Source organism: Gardnerella sp. DNF00983, assembly GCF_049244265.1.
GTDB lineage: Bacteria > Actinomycetota > Actinomycetes > Actinomycetales > Bifidobacteriaceae > Bifidobacterium > Bifidobacterium vaginale_J.
In genome coordinates this window covers 75,725-97,544 of the sequence record NZ_CP058392.1, presented here as the reverse complement: position 1 = coordinate 97,544, position 21,820 = coordinate 75,725, and the positions used below count along the sequence as shown (strand labels likewise).

At 44.2% G+C, this 21,820-nt stretch carries 16 protein-coding genes and 3 rRNA genes; 5 read left to right on the top strand and 14 right to left on the bottom strand.

All coding sequences use genetic code 11. The features are described 5' to 3' along the window. The first annotated feature begins 124 nt into the window (after positions 1–124). From HXT34_RS00410 to HXT34_RS00395, 4 genes are all read left to right on the top strand, one after another. Positions 125–1,651, top strand: coding sequence for an aminotransferase class I/II-fold pyridoxal phosphate-dependent enzyme (locus HXT34_RS00410; RefSeq protein ID WP_421784909.1), 1,527 nt, complete (start codon positions 125–127; stop codon positions 1,649–1,651). A gap of 219 nt (positions 1,652–1,870) precedes the next feature. Next, complete coding sequence (locus HXT34_RS00405; protein ID WP_415689923.1) at positions 1,871–2,542, top strand: response regulator transcription factor; 672 nt, start codon at positions 1,871–1,873, stop codon at positions 2,540–2,542. Beyond that, positions 2,539–3,699, top strand: a complete 1,161-nt coding sequence (locus HXT34_RS00400) for a histidine kinase (RefSeq protein WP_415689922.1) — start codon at positions 2,539–2,541, stop codon at positions 3,697–3,699. Before HXT34_RS00405 ends, HXT34_RS00400 begins: the two co-directional genes overlap by 4 nt. A gap of 161 nt (positions 3,700–3,860) precedes the next feature. Next, positions 3,861–4,229 carry a hypothetical protein gene (locus HXT34_RS00395; protein ID WP_415687738.1) on the top strand — a complete coding sequence of 123 codons (369 nt, stop codon included), beginning with the start codon at positions 3,861–3,863 and terminating at the stop codon, positions 4,227–4,229. A 184-nt stretch (positions 4,230–4,413) separates the two neighbouring features. Here HXT34_RS00395 and HXT34_RS00390 read toward each other — a convergent pair whose 3' ends face one another. The 13 genes from HXT34_RS00390 to HXT34_RS00330 form a co-directional block, all read right to left on the bottom strand. Further along, positions 4,414–4,827: an XRE family transcriptional regulator gene (locus HXT34_RS00390; RefSeq protein WP_421784906.1), complete on the bottom strand. Its 414-nt coding sequence runs from the start codon at positions 4,825–4,827 to the stop codon at positions 4,414–4,416. Positions 4,828–5,105: 278 nt separating this feature from the next. Beyond that, complete coding sequence (locus HXT34_RS00385) at positions 5,106–5,630, bottom strand: hypothetical protein (protein ID WP_421784904.1); 525 nt, start codon at positions 5,628–5,630, stop codon at positions 5,106–5,108. A 27-nt stretch (positions 5,631–5,657) separates the two neighbouring features. Then, positions 5,658–6,869: an ABC transporter permease gene (locus HXT34_RS00380; RefSeq protein ID WP_415689919.1), complete on the bottom strand. Its 1,212-nt coding sequence runs from the start codon at positions 6,867–6,869 to the stop codon at positions 5,658–5,660. Next, a complete protein-coding gene (locus HXT34_RS00375; RefSeq protein ID WP_421784901.1) occupies positions 6,853–7,563 on the bottom strand; it encodes an ABC transporter ATP-binding protein in 711 nt (236 codons plus the stop codon). Before HXT34_RS00375 ends, HXT34_RS00380 begins: the two co-directional genes overlap by 17 nt. Continuing rightward, on the bottom strand, positions 7,560–8,462 hold the full coding sequence (locus HXT34_RS00370; protein WP_421784899.1) for an efflux RND transporter periplasmic adaptor subunit: 903 nt from the start codon (positions 8,460–8,462) through the stop codon (positions 7,560–7,562). The genes HXT34_RS00375 and HXT34_RS00370 overlap by 4 nt, the downstream gene beginning before the upstream one ends. Positions 8,463–8,776: 314 nt before the next feature. Continuing rightward, on the bottom strand, positions 8,777–10,114 hold the full coding sequence (locus HXT34_RS00365; RefSeq protein WP_421784897.1) for an ATP-binding protein: 1,338 nt from the start codon (positions 10,112–10,114) through the stop codon (positions 8,777–8,779). Between the two features lie 148 nt (positions 10,115–10,262). After that, complete coding sequence (locus HXT34_RS00360) at positions 10,263–10,982, bottom strand: nitroreductase family protein (RefSeq protein WP_415689915.1); 720 nt, start codon at positions 10,980–10,982, stop codon at positions 10,263–10,265. A gap of 366 nt (positions 10,983–11,348) precedes the next feature. After that, positions 11,349–12,308, bottom strand: coding sequence for a zinc-ribbon domain-containing protein (locus HXT34_RS00355; RefSeq protein ID WP_415683090.1), 960 nt, complete (start codon positions 12,306–12,308; stop codon positions 11,349–11,351). 644 nt (positions 12,309–12,952) lie between these two features. Then, a 5S ribosomal RNA gene (gene rrf, locus HXT34_RS00350) occupies positions 12,953–13,069 on the bottom strand. Between the two features lie 179 nt (positions 13,070–13,248). Further along, a 23S ribosomal RNA gene (locus tag HXT34_RS00345) occupies positions 13,249–16,308 on the bottom strand. 51 nt (positions 16,309–16,359) lie between these two features. After that, the gene (locus HXT34_RS00340) at positions 16,360–16,641 is read right to left on the bottom strand and encodes a hypothetical protein (RefSeq protein ID WP_421784895.1); all 282 of its coding nucleotides are present in this window, start codon (positions 16,639–16,641) and stop codon (positions 16,360–16,362) included. Between the two features lie 42 nt (positions 16,642–16,683). Beyond that, positions 16,684–18,210 (bottom strand): 16S ribosomal RNA (locus HXT34_RS00335). The 16S, 23S and 5S rRNA genes sit together here, the layout of an rRNA operon. A gap of 190 nt (positions 18,211–18,400) precedes the next feature. Next, positions 18,401–18,547 (bottom strand): hypothetical protein, encoded by a 147-nt coding sequence (locus HXT34_RS00330; protein WP_415687626.1) that lies wholly within the window; start codon positions 18,545–18,547, stop codon positions 18,401–18,403. A gap of 541 nt (positions 18,548–19,088) precedes the next feature. Here HXT34_RS00330 and HXT34_RS00325 point away from each other — a divergent pair. After that, positions 19,089–19,862 (top strand): SIR2 family NAD-dependent protein deacylase, encoded by a 774-nt coding sequence (locus HXT34_RS00325; protein ID WP_415687625.1) that lies wholly within the window; start codon positions 19,089–19,091, stop codon positions 19,860–19,862. Positions 19,863–19,887: 25 nt separating this feature from the next. Here HXT34_RS00325 and HXT34_RS00320 read toward each other — a convergent pair whose 3' ends face one another. Beyond that, the gene (locus tag HXT34_RS00320; RefSeq protein WP_421784892.1) at positions 19,888–21,819 is read right to left on the bottom strand and encodes an alpha-glucosidase; all 1,932 of its coding nucleotides are present in this window, start codon (positions 21,817–21,819) and stop codon (positions 19,888–19,890) included. Between the last annotated feature and the right edge of the window lies 1 nt (position 21,820).

Here is a 21,820-nt window from a genome sequence, read left to right as displayed (position 1 = left end):
AAATGCAAATTTGCGCGTAAAATCATCACTAAAAATATAAATAGTTCAATTTAATACTTATATTTTGAACTTTGCTATAAACTTGTTCAATTTATAAACGCTGATTTTACGAGAAAGACAGATTATGGCACAGAATTTTGCTGACGAGCTTAAGAAAGCTATGAAAACACAAGGCTATAAGCAGATTGACGTAATCGAGCTTGCAGCAAAAAACGGCCATAAACTTGGCAAAAGCCAGTTAAGCCAGTATTTAAGCGGCAAAACTGAGCCTCGCAAAGACGTGCGTAACATGCTTGCTGAAATTCTTGGAATCAGCGGCGACGGAATCAAAGGCGGTCATTCTTGCGCAAAAGTCGCGCAAAACTGCCAGTCTGAAGAAGAATCACAATTAAATCAGCCACAGCTTACGGAAGCTGAACTTTCCCAAACACTCAAACATAGAAACTTCAACAAATCAACCAAACTCGAAAACGTGCTTTATGACGTTCGCGGCCCAGTTGTTGAAGAAGCAAACCGCATGGAAGCAAACGGAACGCATATTTTAAAGCTCAATATTGGAAATCCTGCTCCTTTTGGTTTCCGCGCTCCAGACGAAGTAATTTACGACATGCAGCAGCAGCTTATTGACTGCGAAGGCTACTCGGATAGTCGCGGACTTTTCTCTGCACGCAAAGCGATTATGCAATACGATCAGCTTAAGGGCATTCCAGGCGTACAAATGGAAGATATTTACACTGGAAACGGCGTTTCCGAGCTGATTAACCTTTCTATGCAGGCACTGCTTGATTGCGGCGACGAGATTCTTATCCCAAGCCCGGACTATCCGTTGTGGACTGCGTGCGCTAGCCTGGCAGGAGGCACTCCTGTGCACTACATGTGTGACGAAAAGTCGCATTGGTACCCAGATATTGCCGATATTCGCTCTAAAATCACGCCTCGCACTAAAGCAATCGTGATTATTAACCCAAATAATCCTACGGGCGTGCTGTATAGTCGCGAAGTTTTGGAAGAGATTGTTAAGATTGCGCGCGAGTTTAATTTGATTATTTTTGCGGACGAGATTTACGACCGTCTTGTTATGGACGGCAAGAAGCATATTTCGATTGCTTCTCTTGCTCCAGACGTGTTCTGCGTAACTTTCAGCGGACTTTCTAAATCGCATATGATTGCCGGCTTCCGCATTGGTTGGATGAGTCTTTCTGGAGATAAATCCAAGGCTCGCGACTACATTATGGGACTTAACATGCTGTCTAATATGCGCTTGTGCTCGAACGTTCCTGCGCAGTCAATTATTCAGACTGCTTTGGGCGGATACCAGAGCGTTGAGAAGTATTTGGAGCCAGGCGGACGCGTGTATGAGCAGCGCGAGTATTGCTATAACGCGCTTCAGGAGATGGATGGAGTAAGCGTTGAGCGACCGGATGCCGCTTTCTACATGTTTGTAAAGCTCGATCCAAGTCGATACAACATTCACGATGACGAACAGTTTGCTCTTGATTTGCTACGCGATCAGAAGTTGCTGATTGTGCACGGCAAAGGCTTTAATTGGCAGACTCCAGGCTACTTCCGCGTAGTCTACTTGCCGCGCTTGCAAACGCTTCGCGACGCAATGAGCAAACTCTCCAGCTTCCTCTCTTACTATCGCCAGTAGCTGCAACTTCTACACTTTTTGCTGATTGTGCATAGTCTCAACCATATTGCATTAAGTTACTAAGCTTTAAGCGAACTTATTCGCTGCGGAGTAACTCCCGTAAGCTCTCAGCGACTACCTTTATAAGATTCCATTTGTAAAGGTTTTCCTAGACAAGATATTCCTTATACAAATTCAAGTATTATTATTACTTAAATAATGCTTTTATAAAGGAGCAGTATGGCAGCAAAGCATATTACTGTTGGCATTGTCGACGATGATTGTTTTTGTCTACACGGCCTAAAAACATATATTGAACAGGTTGTTCCGTCCTGCAATATTTGCTGGTTGTCAACATGTGCCGATCAAGCAATTCAGTTTTGTCAAAATCAATGCCCAGACGTGCTGCTAATTGACATGTATATGTCTGGGGTCTCGGGAATTAAAATATTATACGAATTGCGAAGAAGACATTCACTCCCAATAATAATTGCTATAACTTCATTTCCTATCAACGATTATGCATTAAAAGCATCGGCAGCAGGCGCACAAGGCATTGTTGGGAAAAACCACCCAGAAACTATTTGCGCCATGCTAAGCAGTATTATCCAGGGAGCGTTCAAGCCGCAAATAATAGGTGATCTTCATTTTGACGACACGATGACAGCATTTCAACGTTTGCAAAATAAGCCAAAAAAGGGACGCCTTGCTTTAACGGACCATGAGACTGAAATTGTAAAGTTGTGCAGTAAAGGCATGACAAATGCGCAAATCGCTAAACGTTTATTTGTTGAAACTTGTACTGTGGAAACTATCCTTCGTCGCGTGTTCAAAAAGTTGAATGTGACGAATCGTTCACAACTTATTACCACATGGCTGCATGATGAATATTTAGGAAATGATACACAATGATTATTTTCTTAATGCGGCGTTTGCGAGAAAAGCTTATTGACAATAAAACATTTTTACTATTGGGATGTTTGTCGAGCGCAATGGATGCATATATTTACTCAAATAGCGACAATAGCACAATACAACTTGTCATAGTTTACATGATTCTTGCTGCTATGAATCTGTTCCTTTGCTTGCTCCCGCATTTTATGAGCATGTGCTATATTTTTGTGCACCTCAGCATTCTTGTTATTCCTAGTCTGAATCTTCCACCAGTAACTTTCGGGCTCATCATATCATTTGTTTTTATTTCATATTTATATCCGATTCAATTTACACTACCTTTATTCTTAGTACTAGATGCATTACACTACATTGCATACCGATACCTATCAACTTTGTCTTTCAAGTATCTTATTGCTTACCTTTTAATAAATATATTTTGCGTTTGCACTGGTATTATTTTGCGCATTTATCACCAAAAAATGGTTCTTTATGAAAAAGACAAGCAAACAATTAATAATCTTAATTTGGCTGTGCGAATGCACGATAAATTAACTAATAAGATTGCAGATATTGCACTACAAAGTAAAATAGCATTACTTGACAAGTCTATTTCTAAAAAGCAACGAGAAGCTATTGAGGAAATAAATGATTTGGCAGATCAGGCTTTTGAAGAAGGTCATAATATTATCGACATTCTGCGTGGAAATACTGCTAAGCATGATGCTCGAAGCGAGTTCATTCAGCGCATTGAAAATACGCTACAAATGAACGACTCAATCAATAAATCATGTGGATTAAAAGGAAGATCCATATGCAATATATCTAGTAACGATATTCCTGAAGACATTAGCGATGAAATCATCTGTGAAGTTATTGAATTAATCGAAGAGCTATATTTGAACATGCGAAAATATGCTTCTTTAGTTTATTACATCAGAATTTCGATACGCGAAAAACAAATTGTTATAAAACAGTTTAATGTTCGATTTTTGGGCGAGAAAAGTAAAGATGCGATTCGCGCAGTATCTCAAAAAGGGCTTCTGCTTCATCGCGATACCCTAAAGCATTTAGGCGGTTCACTTTATTTTCGAGCCTTTGGTAAGTATTGGGAATGTAATGCAGTTATCCCTTTCAGAAATGAACATAACTGTATAGATAGTATGCTTTACTGATTCAGTTTAAAAGATTAATGAATCTTGAGTAGTTTTAATTAGTAATTATTTGTAAAGGTTTTCATATACAAGATATTGTTTACCTTTTAGCGCGCCATTAATTTATAAATCGTCAAGGTTTTATATACGCAATTATTTTCTTGTATTAGAAGGAGAAGAATATGAGTAATTTAGAAGATACAAAAGCACAAATTCCGTCCGTATTTTGGACAATAGCCAATGGCGTATTTCTTGCTAGCGGAATTGCGCTGATTGTAATGCGTAATGATTATCTATGGGGAGTGCCTCAAATTATCGCTGGATTATTTGGTCTTGCAACCATGTTCCTCATTAAAAAACCGTGGTGCGCGCAACTATATTTTATCGCATCTTCACTAGCTGTAATAGCAAATGGGCTTATGGAAATATTCGGCATAATCCACGGATCTGGATACGGTTATGTTCCGCTGATTATTGGTATAATTGTGCTCCTATTTATAGGTCTTGACAAGGATGAAAGTTCAAAAGCTCTTGGCATTGCCAAAAAATAAGTAAAAGCATTAGACTGCGATTTTAACTTAAAAACATATCGCAATTTTCAAAGGCCAAGCTGTAGCCACGCATCCTACGGCTTGACCTTTACTTATTTATCCGTTATTTATTTGTTCTACATAGAGTTTATACACTACTGAGCAACTGATTTGCTCAGAGACTAAAGCATATTGCTTTAAATCACTAAGCTTTAAGCGAACTTATTCGCTGCGGAGTAACTCCCGTAAGCTCTGCAACATCACGAACCGTCAATCCCTGATTCCTTAATAAGCGGACCGTTTCACGCATAAGTATAGACGCTTCTTCTTGAGTTTTTATAGCTGCAGATTTTGCATCTAACATGCGCTGAAGCATAAGCTCATCTTGCTCACTAAGTTTCGGAGTTACTTTCACGCCATTGACTTTAACATTTAAAGTTGCAGCAGCGTCTTTTACCATTGCTGCAACCTGATTAAGTCTACGTACTTGAGTAAATAATCCTGGTATTTCTGGCACTTCTATAGCCCACCAGCCATCGCATCTGCGAGCTATAGCGGTCACCATTTGCAAACAAGTTGTTGCATTATCATGCTCAGTAGCACTCATTACTCCTATCATGCTTGCAGATTCCTTTCAAAATATCTAATAATGCTTCTAGCAGTAAGTTCATTGATTTCATTATGCCTCGGAACAGTAGTAGCAAATTCGCCAATGCAAACTTTGCTGTGATTACCGCCTTCAGACCAAGTTATTTGTTTATTAGTACTTCTTGCAAGCTGATTGAGTCTTTTCTCCAACTCTTTTCGCTTCACACATATAAGTATATGCCTATTTATCAATTAAGTAAATAGGCGTTGCATACAAAATCAGCACAATAAAAAGCTATACAAATGCAATTACATCACAGGACAATTAGTTTGCACATCTTGTTGGAATCCTGATGGATCTCCCAGTTTTGCTTTGCGCATGTGCTCTTTGAAAAAGTTTCGCGTTGCATCATCACAACGGTCTGGACCCATAAACGGCATACTAGGCACTTTTTCAAGCTCACGCAAAGCTTTACTCGCCGCTTGCTCATCACTAGCATACGTGTCTAGCCATTGTCTTTCCCAAGCACATTGATAATAATTAGATGCTTGCGTATCACCATATCCACTCTGGAACTGACTGTCTTTTTCTTCTCCAACCAAGTTTGCAGGAGCTTTATATTTTTCAGGCCAACTAAGCTTTGCCACAGATTCCTGATATTCCTTCTCTATATGCGCAAAATCAACAGTCTCTCTAGGCGAACTATTTTGCGAGCGCGCACCACCTATACCACTCGCATTATTGTTGCCTACTCCTCCACAAGCATTTAACATAAGAATCGCACTAAGCACACCAATAATAAGAGTTGCTTTACCAATAGTATGATTATTCATTATTCCTTCTTTCTTATTTTTTGAAAATTAACGCAATGCTAATGCTGGCTGTAAACGCGATGCTTTTATTGCCGGCACCACACTTCCAGCAAGTGCTGTGATAAAAGCCGCAATAACAGCTCCAATAGCGGCTTCATATGGGTAAACTGGCGGACTAACTGGGTTTGATGCATCCCAAAAACTTGATGCTATAGACACAAGACCAAAAGAAACAGCGACGGCAGCAATCGAAACTATCAGCGCTAAAATAATCGCACTGCCTAACACAAGTGAAGCAATCGACCATCTAGTAGCACCCAAAGCTCTGCGTATAAGCAGTTCATGTGTGCGCTGCTCCAACGATGCTAAACCAATATTGATTAAACCTAACGCGGAAACAAAAAGCAATAATGCTGCTACGATAGCAAAACTTAATTGCAATACTGTTATAACATTCTCGTAATCATCACTATTATCATGTCTTCTAATTTCGTTTACTTGTCCACCGCAACAGTCGTAAAGAGCATCTGAAACATAAGATTTAATTGATTTTTGAGAACGATTTTCTTTATTTAACCAGTAGATTGAGCCTTGAGCTTCTTTTTCAGAATATTCCCAAAGAGTTGGAGCGTAACGTAATAATCCTAGAATATTCACGTACACTTTTGCTGAGTCTACGCCATCGTTCACAACTCCAACAATCCTTATAGGACTCATTTGTGTTGTTTTGCGAGAAGTAATAAATGCTACTTCACCAATCTTGTATCTTTTGCTAGCAGATTGGTTTACTACCATTTCTAATGCGTTGCTTTTAGCGCTATTACTAAACCATCTTCCACTTACAATAGGTAAGTTATAAACTTTATTGTATCCTGACGTAGTGTAAACAGCGTCAACATATTGAAGATTGCTAGTTTTATATTCTTCGCTTATTTTTACGCTCTTCAAAGCTGGCATAGAAGCGCTAAACAGTAGTCCAGTGTTTGGTTGTAGCATAACGTTAGCGTTACGATTTGCGGATTCAATGCGATTTAAGAATTTGTTAAATACTGAATATTTGTCAAAATTTTGTGCTGAAAAAGTAATCTCGTATGTTGGTCTACGACCGTTTAGCTGTTCGTTAGTTGCAATAAGATAGTCCTTACCAACCGTGCCAATAAGCACTGACGCAATAACGGCAATGATGCCGATAAACATTGAAAAACCTGTAAGGAAGGATCTCATAGGAGACAAGCGCAAATCTTTAAGCAGCATGATCATAAAGAACACCGCCTTCCATAGTAAAAATGTGAGAGCAAGAACGAGCCACCTTCATATCATGAGTGACTAATAGTAATGTTGTTCCAGATTCTTGAACACGATCATGCAACACTTGAAGCACTTTTTCTCCCGTACTACTATCGAGCGCACCAGTTGGCTCATCGCAAATAAGTAATTCGGGATTAGTAACGAGAGCGCGCGCTATCGCGACTCTCTGCTGTTCACCGCCTGATAGCCTTCCAGGGTATTCATTTAGTTTATCTTGCAATCCAACAGCACATAATGCTTCTTCTATCGTTTTTCTTCTTGTCTGCTTGCTTTGTTGTAGTCCTGCGTATAAAAGCGGCAACTCAACATTTTCTCTAATGCTTAAATGCTTAATAAGCGAATAGTTTTGGAAAACAAAACCAATATTTCTAGCGCGCATATGCGATACTGTAGTATCACTACACTTTTGGATTGACTTGCCAGAATAATAGTATTTTCCAGTAAAATTTTTATTCAAAAATCCAATAATAGAAATAAGACTTGTTTTTCCAGATCCAGACCTGCCAACTACCGCGTATGTTTCACCTTGGTTAAGTAGCATAGAAGCAGAATTAACAGTGGTAAGCCATTCTCCATTGCCTAGTTTTACACGCGCTGACACGTCTTGTAGTTCAGCCAGTGGAACAGGATTGTTTCCCATAATCATTGCACTCCTGGAATGAGATCAGGAGAAACACCTGCTACAACATCACCCTCATGCAAGCCAGACGTAATTTCAATATTAGCGCCGTCACTGATTCCAAGACCAACTTCTTTACGCTCCCAATTATCGCCTTTCTTGTATGAGACTAAGCCTTTTTGGACTCTTCCAGCAACCGCACTAACAGGCAGAGTTAAAACCGATTGTTTATGCTTGCCATTAAAAACAAGCGTCGCATTTTGACCTGATTCTACTTCTGTGCTTTTATCTATTAAACACGTTAAAACTTTTGACGATACACTAGGTGTACTTTGCGCACTCGACTCATCTGTTTGAGTTGAATCAGCATTATCATTCTTGCTACTACCCGAGGCTGCAACATCGGTAGAAGTTCCACCGCTTTGTACTATTTGCAAACAATTGGTTGGTCCAACACCATCTTCAACTTGGAAGCGACCTTTAACATCTGCAATATCCGCAGAACGAAGTAAAGCTTTTGCGTTAAGGCTTATTGAAAAACCTTCATATTTAAGAGTGAATAGCGGGAAAGATTTAGGCACGTCCGCAGATGATTCAGCTACTGACACAACTTTAGCATCTACGGGAGCAATAATTTTGTTACCAGAATTGTAGCCTAAAATACTTCCAGCTTTTACAGCACTTCCTGCCTTTACCGATGGAGAAAAATTCCCTCTACTTACAGCAGTGATAACAAAGGTAGACGATTGTTCTATTGTTGCTTTACCCGACACAACTTGTGTTAAAGGCTGTTTTTTGACTGAAATAAGTGGAACTGAATCCTGCGATACCTGCTGTTGGCTATCATCAACTGCTCTACCAGCGCATGCAGTAAGCAAACACGCTGGCAGAGCAGCTAACAAGAGTACTTTTGTAAACTTACGCATAACACAAAGCTCCTTACTCACCAAACTCGTAAAACACATAGGATGCGTCGAAACGAGCCTCTCAAACTAATCCAAAATAAATAAAGGGCTCGGTAATGCTGCAATTAACGCTTTTATAATTACCACTTTATTTAGGATTTCAGCTTTTGGTTAATAGCTTATGATCGCCGTAAAGAGTTTGCATCACACTAAATGATGATTTTTATTTATGATTCTTGAGGCTGGTGTAATACCATAGAATGATTTATTTTACATAGAGTTTATACGTTACTGAGTGATTGACTTGCTCAGAGGTTTAATATCGCTCTATTAAATCACCGCTTAAGGCTATCCTCGTTAAGCAAAAAATCAAATAGGTCCACGGTAATTACTCCACGATTATCTCTTGTAGCATGCAACCCATTTTTCGTAACTACTATCTTTTTGAAAGAATTATCAATATAGTAAAGCGAGCGCTTTTCTTGCAATGATTTTTCTTCCGTCGTCATAGCGAGCGCAGATTGTATATAATATTTTTCGCTTCCCAAAGTAGCGATAAAATCTATTTCCAAAGATTTTTGCGCATAAATATCATGGTTATTTTTATCTTTTCGGCCAGTATTTTCAGCAATATTCATTTCGCCAATATCTACGTTATATCCGCGATACCTTAACTCGTTGTATATAACATTTTCCATAATATGCGACTCTTCGATTTGCCTAAAATTAAGTAAAGCGTTGCGTACTCCAATGTCTTCAAAGTAAATCTTGAACAAGGAATCAATGTATTTTTTGCCCTTAATATTGTACTTTTGAGCTTTGCTTACAAGAAAAGCATCGCTGTAGTAGTCTATGAAACGACTAACAGTTTCTGAAGTAATTTCTCCATATCCGTGGCTAATAAACGTGTTAGAAAGTTTCCTTGGATTAACAGGAGCACCTATTGACGAAGCTATTACTTGCAACGTTTCAGAAAGAGCCTGCTCTTTTCGCACGCCGTTTCGCTGAACTACATCTTTCAAATAAGTTTCTTTAACAAGATTTTCAAGGTATTTTATTTGTTCCTCAACATTTTGCATTCTAGCTACAAGCGGTATTCCGCCAGTAACAATGTAATCTGCCCAAGATTCTGAAACCGTTTTGCTAGAACTTTCCATGTATTCGGCAAAAGTAAGTGGTTGAACGTGAACTTCTGTGCTTCTCCCCTTAAATTCAGTAACAATGTCTGATGAAAGAAAACGGGAGTTAGATCCAGTAACATATATGTCTAAATTTGCGTGCCTTAAGTAACTGTTAAGTGTGCCAACAAAATTATCAAGCAATTGCACTTCGTCGAGGAAAATGTAAAACTTGTCGCTATGATTTATTTGCGACGCAATGTAGCGACGGAACACTTTAGCATTGATAATGTAACCAAGTTTTTTATCTGCGATTTTTACTGGTTCGCCATTTGCGAATGGCTCAAGACGATCAATATCTTCGTCTGCATCAAATGCGAACCGAATAATATTATTCTGCAAAACACCTTGAGAAATAAGAGAATTATAGAACAGCTCGTTAAGAATGAACGACTTTCCCGCGCGGCGCACACCAGTAATGATTTTAACCAGACCATTCCAACTAAGCTGGTTAAGTTTCTTTATGTACCTTTGACGATTGAAAATCATTCGCATTCACTTTCTTTCCACTTCTATCTTCAATTTAGCAAAGTACTTTGGGTTTTGCAAGATAGAATTAGCGAAAATAGGGCATATTTGGCAATTCTATCTGATATTTTCCAAAGTACTTTGGGCTTTGCAAGATAGATTGGTTTGTGCGAAGTTACTTTTCGTGCGCAAGTTCAATTGGAGGATGCTCCGCGCGGAAAGCATTTACGTGCGCTTCAGACGCATACCCTAGCGCAAAACCAGTAATCAGCGCATACTCCGGCGGAATATCGAATACTTCGTCAAGCGGTGAACGCCATGTAGCAAGAACGCCAAGCGGGCATGAATCTACGCCTTGCTCTTTGGCAGCCAACAGTAACGTTTGCAGCATAATTCCAGCATCCAGCGCAGCAAACGGCAGAAAATCGCGACGAACAAGCACAAATCCCATAACTGGCGCACCAAACGCCTGGAAGTTGCGCAAAGTGTGAGCATTTCGAGCAGGAAAATCTTTGCGATCAATATTTAAATGTTTATACAACGCCAACCCTAAACGCGCACTGCGCTCTTTAAGCGATTGTGGATACGGAGCCATTACAGAAAAATCTCCATCCGGCTGGCTCATTTTCTGGGCTATCATGCGATCTTCTTCGCTAAGAGTTGCGTCTTTAGTACGAAACATTGCTTTGCATTTTTGCGTATAAGCATCAATAAGCTGCTGCTTGCGTTCTCCTTGAGCAATAGCGAGCATGTAGCCACGAGTGTTAGACCAGCTCGGCGACTGTGCAGCTGTTTGCAAAATAGTTTCAAGGATTTTAGAATCGACTGGTTTATTTAGAAAATCACGTGCAGAAAATCGCGACTTTGCGAGTGCTTCAAAAGTTTGTGTAGTCATGTCTTTTAGTATATCGCACCAAATACGCACGTAGTACTTTCCGGCATTTGCGTGACGACCTGCTTTCGCGCTTATTCCCCACGGCATAGCCGTTCGGCTGATTTGGCATGTGAAGCACAGTGTGCTTCACATGCCAAATCACGCTTTGAAGGAGCTTGAAATCCCGTTGATTTCAAGCTCGGTCAAAGCGCGCGAAAGCAATTCGGAGCGCCGAGCTTGCTCAGGGTTGAAAGCACAGTGTGCTTTCAACCCTGAGCAAGCGAGGTCTGCCTTCGTCAAAAAATACGAAGGCAGGAGCGATTTGTAAGTTTTACATTTTTCTAATATGTGAACGCATAACTAGATTTGAACTAAAACCATTACTTTTTAGTAATCATCACTTCCTACTGTGTCAACATCTATAGAATTTTCCGGCCTGACATTTGCGGTATTTATTACAAAATCTTTTGATGTTCCATATTTGTCATATGCTGTTATCTTATAAATTCCTGGTAATGCAAAAATAACATCAAAAGCAGAAGTGCCATTATCGTAACAGCCATAGAGTTCCACTTCTTTACCATTTATTTTTATTTTTTGTTTATTACTAGGAACCTTTACCGATATAGAAGTAGCGGTACCGATAGAATCTATCTTATATTTTTTAAACATAAACAGTTGTGTTGAATCATATCTTAAATATAATGTTCTGTTAACGTTTTTATCTCCGACGTTATAGTTAACTTTAACTTTATAACAAGTAGATTTTTTTGCCTTCCCCATATTTACATATTTGTAATATTTTCCAGCAATACATTCGTAAGGAGTTGACGACAAGACTTTAGCATTTGAAATACGAGAGTTTGCGTCGCCTGCAAATTTGTCTGTAAACAGTGATTCATGCGGATTTACGTAAGTAAAACCACGAGGACTAGCATCAGTATATTCACTCGTTGCTTGAGTATACTTACCTTGAGAAACAAGATTTAAATAATTTTTAACCGTTGCTTCAGGAGAATATACTAGGTTTTGCAGCGTGAAATAAGTTACAATTGCTCCAACTACAAGTATCAAAAAAATTATTGATGCAATTACTGCTTTTCTCCTAGTTTTAAGCTTTTTATCTTTAACAGCAGATTCTTGCGAATTGACATAGTTTTCAGAGCTATAGAAATATTGCTGATTTCTAGGATAGTAAGCTTGCTGAAGTGACACATTATTTGCGTTATAAGGCTGCGGTTCTGATTGACCTGTATGAAGTGAACACTCAGTTAAAGTTGCCCCGCATAAGTTGCAAAAACTTGAATTATCATCATTAGCCGCACCACACGAATTACAGTAAACCATATACTTCTTCTCCTCTATAAAGCGTATTCGTGCACGAAATACATTTTATATTGTAGTACTTATTTTATTAAATAATTTTCAACATTCTCGATGTTTATTGTACAAAGGCAACAATTAAAGATAGAAAACTACTTATACTACGCATAATGTGGCGTGAGTTTTGGAGTGTATGCGCTGACGACCTGCTTGAGCGTTGCGGTTTAGCGCGTAGGCGGCATAAACTTTACACCGTTGCACAGTTTCGGTCGTTTTCCGTTACTGGCGCAGATAGCGTACTGCGCGAGTAACGTATAACCCCGCTTATTCGTTATTAACGTAGATTACATACTGCGCGAGTAACATATGACCGTTACTTTCTCAGATACTCGACTGAATTTGTAACAGTATTTGAGTAATGACCGTTACTTTCTCAGATACTCAACTGAATTTGTAACAGTATTTGAGTAATGACCGTTACTTTCTTTGGATACTCGACTGAATTTGTAACAGTGTTTAAAATGTGGCTTATACGCGCAGAAGATTCATCAGCTTAACTTTACACACTTTTCGGCCTATAACCCCAAAAAACAGTAGTGGGGAATAAATAATAGTAGTGCGTGTAATAAAAAAAGCGGGGAGTTAAAAACTCCCCGCTAGAAAGATTAATGCGGCAGCGTGCTAGTCTCCCACACCCTATCGAGTGCAGTACCCTCGCCGTGTCAGGCCTTAGCTTCCGGGTTCGGAATGGGACCGGGCGTCTCACCTGAGCCATGACCACCGCAAAACTAAATTATACACTCACCAACAGTGAGTGGCAACACGTGGCGGTTTGGGAACCGGACATGAACGCGAATAAAAACTCTTTTATCAACCGATCGTTAAGCAAAACATTCAGTACTCATTAACGCTAGAAGAATAATACTCAAAAGGAACTCACCCTCCCCACTAGTAAAAGTGAGGAAGAATGTCACCATCGCCCATTAGTACTAGTCAGCTCCACCCCTTACAGGGCTTCCACGTCTAGCCTATCAACCACGTGTTCTACATGGGGGCTCACACACTAAAGTGCAAGGAATGCTTATCTTGGAGCAGGCTTCCCGCTTAGATGCTTTCAGCGGTTATCCCTTCCGAACGTAGCTAACCGGCAGCGCCACTGGCGTGACGACCGGCATACCAGAGGTTCGTCCACCCAGGTCCTCTCGTACTATGGGCAGGTCTCCTCAACATTCCAACGAGCGCAGAGGATAGAGACCAAACTGTCTCACGACGTTCTGAACCCAGCTCGCGTGCCGCTTTAATCGGCGAACAGCCGAACCCTTGGGACCTGCTCCAGCCCCAGGATGCGACGAGCCGACATCGAGGTGCCAAACCATCCCGTCGATATGGACTCTTGGGAATGATCAGCCTGTTATCCCCGGGGTACCTTTTATCCGTTGAGCGATGCCACGTCCGTACGCCGGCACCGGATCACTATCTCCGACTTTCGTCCCTGCTCGACCCGTCAGTCTCACAGTCAAGCCCGCTTGTGCGATTACACTCAACACCCGATTGCCAACCGGGCTGAGCGGACCATTGAGCGCCTCCGTTACTCTTTAGGAGGCAACCGCCCCAGTTAAACTACCCGCCAGGCACTGTCCCTGACACGGATAACGCGTCGAGGTTAGACGCCAGATATGGAAAGAGCGGTATTTCACCTGTCGACTCCACGCAAGCTAGCGCCCACGCTTCACAGCCTCCCGCCTATGCTACACGATCCACACCTAACGACAATACCAAGGTATAGTAAAGGTCCCGGGGTCTTTTCGTCCTTCTGCGCTTAACGAGCATCTTTACTCGTACTGCAATTTCGCCGGGCTCCTGGCCGAGACAGTGGGGAAGTCGTTACGCCATTCGTGCAGGTCGGAACTTACCCGACAAGGAATTTCGCTACCTTAGGATGGTTATAGTTACCACCGCCGTTTACCGGGGCTTAAATTCACCGCTTCACCGAAGCTAACGGATCCTCTTAACCTTCCGGCACCGGGCAGGCGTCAGAGCGTATACAGCGGCTTACGCCTTCGCACGCTCCTGTGTTTTTGGTAAACAGTCGCTACCCCCTAGCTTGTGCCACCCCCAACAGCTCCGCTTGTAAAAAACATCACCATCAGGGGTCTCCCTTATGCCGAAGGCACGGGAGTAATTTGCCGAGTTCCTTGGCCAGGATTCGCCCGATCGCTTCGGTATACTCTACCAGACCACCAGTGTCGGTTTAGGGTACGAGCGGAATCACACCTCACGTTGAAGCTTTTCTCGGCAAGCAGGATCACCGGAATCAGCCTTACAGCCTACCCATCACGCCTCAGCTTTAACATCCCCCGGATTTACCTAGGAGACAGCCCACACGCTTAGCCACGGAAAACCACCTCCGCAGCCGGCTACCTACCCGCGTCACTCCCACGCTAACCTACTACCGATACAGTCCCAACACAAACAAGCCAACAACCCCGAAAGGCAGCCAGCCCATAAATGAAGGTTAGTACTCTCAGATTCAGTTCGAACGGTGTAACACCGGTACGGGAATATCAACCCGTTCATCCATTCGACTACGCCTGTCGGCCTCGCCTTAGGACTCGACTCACCCGGGGACGACGAACGTGGCCCCGGAACCCTTAGTCATTCAGCGGACGGGATTCACACCCGTCTCTCGCTACTCATGTCTGCATTCTCACTCCTGTAAAGTCCACGACAAGTTCACACTGCCGCTTCACCCCATACAGGACGCTCTCCTACCCCGCATGAAACAAATCATGCAGCCGCGTCTTCGGTGGCGTGCTTAAGCCCCGCTACATTGTCGGCGCGGAACCACTAGACCAGTGAGCTGTTACGCACTCTTTCAAGGATGGCTGCTTCTGAGCCAACCTCCTGGCTGTCTATGCGACTCCACATCCTTTCCCACTTAGCACGCGCTTCGGGACCTTAGACGACGATCAGGGCTGTTTCCCTTTTGACGACGGAGCTTATCCCCCGCCGACTCACTGCCGTGATAAACCTAACAGGTATTCGGAGTTTGGCTGCTATTGGTACCCGGTATGGGCCCGCAAGCATCCAGTAGCTCTACCCCCTGTAAGCAATAACACGACGCTGCACCTAAATGCATTTCGGAGAGAACCAGCTATCACGGAATTTGATTGGCCTTTCACCCCTAACCCCAAGTCATCCCCCCAGTTTTCAACCTAGGTGGGTTCGGTCCTCCACACGGTCTTACCCGCGCTTCAACCTGCTCAGGGCTAGATCATCCCGCTTCGGGTCCAGGACATGCGACTCAAACGCCTTTTAAAACTCGCTTTCGCTACGGCTCCCCCACCCGGGTTAGCCTCGCCACATACCACTGACTCGCAGACTCATTTTTCGATAGGCACGCCGTCACCCCACAAAGAAGGCTCCGACGGATTGTAAGCGCACGGTTTCAGGAACTATTTCACTCCCCTCCCGGGGTGCTTTTCACCTTTCCCTCACGGTACTAGTACACTATCGGTCAGACAGGAATACTTAGGCTTACCCAACGGTCTGGGCAGATTCACGCGGGATTCCACGAGTCCCGCGCTACTTGGGAATAAACATAAAGAGACATCGCACGACAAGCTACGGGGCCATCACCCTCTACGGCTGGGAATTCAATCCCATTCACCTAGCACGACATTTTATCACTCTCCTCAACCCCGTCAGAGGCTGAACAGTCCATCCCACGACCCCGAATGCGCAACACCTGACGGCTATCACACGCACCCGGTTTAGCCTGATCCGCTTTCGCTCGCCACTACTCACGGAGTATCCTTTCCTGCAGGTACTGAGATGTTTCACTTCCCTGCGTACCCCCCACAAAAACTGTGGTGACCACTCATAACAGTGGCCGGGTCTCCCCATTCGGAAATCCTCGGATCAAAGCCCACTCGGCAGCTCCCCGAGGCATATCGCAGCCCGTCACGTCCTTCATCGGTCCTGTCTACCAAGGCATCCACCATACGCCCTTACCAGTGACAAACACTAAAGTAAGAACCCATCAGCAAAATTCTCTAGACAAAAAATCATCACACTAAACGATCACAAAACGATCAAGCGACTCCAACAAAAGGAGCCGGTTGAAATTGATAAAAGCAAAAAAATCGAAACCAAAAAAGTCTCGCATTTTACTCGCGTCCACTATCCAGTTCTCAAACCACCACAACACCACAAAACCAGCATCAACACCAAAAAGCATCAACCTGAAATCCTGCGGGTCAAGGACCGCAACCCCAAAAAAAGGGGGGTGGCAATCCGGGAACCCAAAAGCATGCCCAACAAACTCATTTAAAACGTTAACTATTGTTTTCCACACCAGTAACCACACTCAAACCGAGCGTGCACAAAAACTCCGTAGAAAGGAGGTGATCCAGCCGCACCTTCCGGTACGGCTACCTTGTTACGACTTAGTCCCAATCACGAGCCTCACCTTAGACGGCTCCATCCCAAAAGGGTTAGGCCACCGGCTTCGGGTGCTGCCCACTTTCATGACTTGACGGGCGGTGTGTACAAGGCCCGGGAACGCATTCACCGCGACGTTGCTGATTCGCGATTACTAGCGACTCCGCCTTCACGTAGTCGAGTTGCAGACTACGATCCGAACTGAGACCGGTTTTAAGGGATCCGCTCCATGTCACCATGTCGCATCCCGTTGTACCGGCCATTGTAGCATGCGTGAAGCCCTGGACGTAAGGGGCATGATGATCTGACGTCATCCCCACCTTCCTCCGAGTTAACCCCGGCGGTCCCCCGTGAGTTCCCGGCATAACCCGCTGGCAACACAGGGCGAGGGTTGCGCTCGTTGCGGGACTTAACCCAACATCTCACGACACGAGCTGACGACGACCATGCACCACCTGTGAACCTGCCCCGAAGGGAAACCACATCTCTGCAGTCGACAGGCACATGTCAAGCCCAGGTAAGGTTCTTCGCGTTGCATCGAATTAATCCGCATGCTCCGCCGCTTGTGCGGGCCCCCGTCAATTTCTTTGAGTTTTAGCCTTGCGGCCGTACTCCCCAGGCGGGACGCTTAACGCGTTAGCTCCGACACGGAACCCGTGGAATGGGCCCCACATCCAGCGTCCACCGTTTACGGCGTGGACTACCAGGGTATCTAATCCTGTTCGCTCCCCACGCTTTCGCTTCTCAGCGTCAGTAACAGCCCAGAGACCTGCCTTCGCCATTGGTGTTCTTCCCGATATCTACACATTCCACCGTTACACCGGGAATTCCAGTCTCCCCTACTGCACTCTAGCCCGCCCGTACCCGGCGCAGACCCACCGTTAAGCGATGGGCTTTCACACCAGACGCGACGAACCGCCTACAAGCTCTTTACGCCCAATAATTCCGGATAACGCTTGCGCCCTACGTATTACCGCGGCTGCTGGCACGTAGTTAGCCGGCGCTTATTCGAAAGGTACACTCACCCGAAGGCTTGCTCCCAATCAAAAGCGGTTTACAACCCGAAGGCCTTCATCCCGCACGCGGCGTCGCTGCGTCAGGGTTTCCCCCATTGCGCAATATTCCCCACTGCTGCCTCCCGTAGGAGTCTGGGCCGTATCTCAGTCCCAATGTGGCCGTCCGCCCTCTCAGGCCGGCTACCCGTCGAAGCCTAGGTGGGCCATTACCCCGCCTACAAGCTGATAGGACGCGACCCCATCCCATGCCACTAAACACTTTCCCAACAAGACATGCGTCAAGTTGGAGCATCCAGCATTACCACCCGTTTCCAAGAGCTATTCTGGAGCATGGGGCAGGTTGGTCACGCATTACTCACCCGTTCGCCACTCTCACCAACCAGCAAGCTGGTCAGATCCCGTTCGACTTGCATGTGTTAAGCACGCCGCCAGCGTTCATCCTGAGCCAGAATCGAACCCTCCACGAAAAACTTCAATGAAGAGCCAACAAAAGGCTCCAATATAAAAGAAAAAGACGAGACATTCTTTAAGGAAAGAACATCCCAACAAAAAACCTCACCACCATTTAACCATCTCTCAGGCACCCTGCAATCTGCAAGGCAGGCAATGAACTGGCAATAATTAACTAATAAGTAGTACAGACACGCTCTTGAGTTCTCAAACCACCACCACACCAGCCGGCTCATCAACCTCAACCGAGGAGAACCAGCCGCGCTGAGCAGCAAGAGATAAACTTACACCAACCCACGCTAAAACGCAAACCCACCAAAAATAAACACCCCAAAACCATTGAAAACAAGCCAAAACACCGGCGTGTCGAAAAACGCGAAAAAGCACCCAAAAACCAACACAAAACCAGGAACAATAATCAAAACCAACAAAAAATAATCAAAAATAGCCCCAAAAACATCAAAACCGGGAGTGTCGCATCGACTTGCTTTTCGCTTAAAGCGTAGCGCGAAAAGCAACCCGATGCGGTAGCGCTTGCTTATGCAGAAAGCACAGTGTGCTTTCCGCGCAAGCGCGCAAACAATTACGCTTTCTTTAAACTAATTAAGAAAGCGTAATCTGACGACCAAAGAAGATTAACTTAAAGTGAGCTTAATGCGGTAGCGCTTGCTTTACAACGCTCGCACAAACTCAGCAGCAGTACACACAAAATATATGAGCTCTATTTATGAAATAAGAAATACCTATATAAATAGATACTTATTAAATAAACTTTTATAAAGAATACAAAGCTAATAAAAACACAAAAAGCGTAAAGCGCATAAAGAGAAAAATAAGAAAATAAGAAAATAAGAATAGGATATTAACAGACATTAATAAAAGAAGGAGCAGAAGAATGAGCAACAAGCAATCGAGCAACAAAGCACATCACATTGTTGTGCTCACAGGCGCAGGAATATCTACCAGCGCGGGTATTCCAGATTTTCGCGGTCCAGACGGCGTATGGACTAAGCACCCAGAACAAATGAGCGTTTATGACATAGAGGCATTTTTAAGCAGTAAAGAGGAACGCATATATTCTTGGAGATGGCAAAAAGAGTCGCCCGTTTGGAACGCACAGCCGGGAACAGCTCACAAAGCACTTGTAAAACTCGAGAAGGCAGGCATGCTCGACCTCATAGCCACACAAAATTTTGATGCGCTTCACGAAAAAGCTGGCAATAACCCAGATATTATAGTGAATTTGCATGGAAGCATTGGAACTTCGCACTGCATGAGCTGCCACGCGAGCTATAAAACTGCCGATATTATGGCAGATTTAGACGAGCATCCAGATCCACATTGCAGGCGCGCTCTGCCGTACCGCAGCAATATGCCTTGTAACGGTCTCATAAAAACAGACGTTGTTTATTTTGGAGAGGCACTTCCTGAAGGCGCTATGGAACGCAGCGCGCAAGCAATAGTTAAAGCGGACGAGCTGTGGGTTATTGGTTCCACTCTGGAAGTATTTCCAGCTGCCAGCCTTGTGCCGTTAGCCGCGCGCGCAGGAGTGCCTATTACGATAATGAACTTGGGCTCTACACAATACGACTATTTGGCAGAGCGTATTATTCGCGAAGATATTGCGAAAGCTCTGCCAAAATTAGTAGACGAAACTATTGCAAAGTGATTATTGCAAAGCGACGCTATTAAAACTATTGCAAAGTAACAGCTATACCTTCCCAAGGCGCAAGCGTACCGTTTTTAAGCGATATAAGCGCGTGATTTACGTCGTAGGTTGTAATCATTACGTCGTGCGCTGTAAAGCTGCCAGAAGCGCGATTTTGCAATAATTGCGCGCTCTGCGTAGGTATAGGCACGGTTGAATCAGTCATATTAACCATTACGAGCATACGTTCTGTAGATTCCGCATTAGATTCCGCAGAATTTGCAGTAGATTCCGCAGCAGTCTCTGCAGAATCTTCCTGCTTTGCGCAATCAGATGTAAGCTCGCGCACGAAAGCGTACACGCACTCGTCGTCCGCATCGACCAAATTCCAAGAGCCAGCAGAAACAATCGGCTCCGAATGGCGCAACGCAATCAAATACTTATAGAAAGAGTAAACGGAATCTGAATCTTCCATCTGCTCAGCCGCATTAATATCCACATAATTAGGATTCACGCTAATCCACGGCTCTGCGTTATTTTTCGATGCGACATTAAAAGGCATAAATCCCGCGTATTTAGACGCATTCCACTGCATTGGAGTTCGAGAATTATCGCGGCCGCGCTTTGCAAGCGCATCCATCATCGACTCAGCCGACTGAATATGTGCTTCTTCTACGCGCTGCTTAAACATATTCAACGCTTCCAAATCGCGATACTGCTCGAGACGCGTAAAGTGCGCGTTAGTCATACCAATTTCCTCGCCTTGATACACGTAAGGAGTACCGCGATGCATGTGAAGAAGCATTGCAATCGCCTTAGCGGAACGCACGCACATCTCCTCGCTAGACTCACTACCCCAGCGAGAAAGCGCACGCGGCTGATCGTGATTATTAAAGAACAAACTCGCCCAGCCAGCATCCGCTACCGCTTGCTGCTGCTCAGCCATCACGCGCTTTAATGCCGTAAGCTTTAGCGGCACAGGATTCCACTTAGTTCCGTTTTCGCAATCAATATCCACATGATTGAACAGGAATAACATGTCGAGTTCACTGTGAGCAGGGTCAGTAATATAAGTATTACGGTGCGGAGAAATTCCCGGAGCTTCGCCAACAGTTAAGAAACCTTCGCGCCCTTCGAAAACTTCTGCACGCATCTCACGCAAGAATTCGTCTAAACGAGGACCGTCCGAGCAGAACGGGAATGGCGAAGAATAGCCGTCAGCACCAGCCGGCAAATCTTCAATCTGGCAGCCAGTCTCCCCAGGCAAACGTCCTTCAGAATCAACATGCTTAGAAATCTGCGTAATCACGTCCATACGGAAGCCGTCAATTCCGCGATCCATCCACCAATTCATCATTTTGTACACGGCAGCGCGAACCGCAGGATTTTCCCAATTCAAATCTGGCTGCTTTGGAGAATACTGGTGAAGATAGTATTCTCCGCGCTTCGGATCGTAAGTCCACGCGGAACCGCCGAAATACGAACCCCACTTATTCGGCTCCGCACCCGGCTCACCAGGCATACAACCTTCACGCGCAGGTCTCCACCAATACCAATCTGCGTAATCGCTCGAAGCATTCCTAGAAGCCTGGAACCAAGCATGCTCATCTGAAGTGTGATTTACTACTAAATCCATCACGACTTTAAGGCCACGCTCGTGAGCTCCAGCCAGCAGCTCGTCCATATCTTCCAAAGTGCCAAAAAGTGGATCAATATCCTGATAGTCGGAAATATCGTAACCGTTATCGTCTTGTGGAGACTTGTAAACAGGGCTGAGCCAGAGCACGTCAACACCTAAATCAGCCAAATAATCGAGGCGAGAAGTAATTCCCCTCAAATCACCAATGCCATCTCCATTAGTATCTTGGAAGCTTCGCGGATAGATCTGATACACTACTGCATTCGCCCACCAAGGGTTTGGCGTAGCGCCGTTCGTGCGCACGGATTGCGGCAAGTTTGCTCTGTCAAAAGTAGTCATT

Excerpts from the sequence above, each read along its gene's own strand:
- HXT34_RS00410 (WP_421784909.1), top strand. The coding sequence starts at position 125 with ATGGCACAGAATTTTGCTGACGAGCTTAAGAAAGCTATGAAAACACAA.
- HXT34_RS00405 (WP_415689923.1), top strand. The coding sequence starts at position 1,871 with ATGGCAGCAAAGCATATTACTGTTGGCATTGTCGACGATGATTGTTTT.
- HXT34_RS00400 (WP_415689922.1), top strand. The coding sequence starts at position 2,539 with ATGATTATTTTCTTAATGCGGCGTTTGCGAGAAAAGCTTATTGACAAT.
- HXT34_RS00395 (WP_415687738.1), top strand. The coding sequence starts at position 3,861 with ATGAGTAATTTAGAAGATACAAAAGCACAAATTCCGTCCGTATTTTGG.
- HXT34_RS00390 (WP_421784906.1), bottom strand. The coding sequence starts at position 4,827 with ATGATAGGAGTAATGAGTGCTACTGAGCATGATAATGCAACAACTTGT.
- HXT34_RS00385 (WP_421784904.1), bottom strand. The coding sequence starts at position 5,630 with ATGAATAATCATACTATTGGTAAAGCAACTCTTATTATTGGTGTGCTT.
- HXT34_RS00380 (WP_415689919.1), bottom strand. The coding sequence starts at position 6,869 with ATGATCATGCTGCTTAAAGATTTGCGCTTGTCTCCTATGAGATCCTTC.
- HXT34_RS00375 (WP_421784901.1), bottom strand. The coding sequence starts at position 7,563 with ATGATTATGGGAAACAATCCTGTTCCACTGGCTGAACTACAAGACGTG.
- HXT34_RS00370 (WP_421784899.1), bottom strand. The coding sequence starts at position 8,462 with ATGCGTAAGTTTACAAAAGTACTCTTGTTAGCTGCTCTGCCAGCGTGT.
- HXT34_RS00365 (WP_421784897.1), bottom strand. The coding sequence starts at position 10,114 with ATGCGAATGATTTTCAATCGTCAAAGGTACATAAAGAAACTTAACCAG.
- HXT34_RS00360 (WP_415689915.1), bottom strand. The coding sequence starts at position 10,982 with ATGACTACACAAACTTTTGAAGCACTCGCAAAGTCGCGATTTTCTGCA.
- HXT34_RS00355 (WP_415683090.1), bottom strand. The coding sequence starts at position 12,308 with ATGGTTTACTGTAATTCGTGTGGTGCGGCTAATGATGATAATTCAAGT.
- HXT34_RS00325 (WP_415687625.1), top strand. The coding sequence starts at position 19,089 with ATGAGCAACAAGCAATCGAGCAACAAAGCACATCACATTGTTGTGCTC.
- HXT34_RS00320 (WP_421784892.1), bottom strand. The coding sequence starts at position 21,819 with ATGACTACTTTTGACAGAGCAAACTTGCCGCAATCCGTGCGCACGAAC.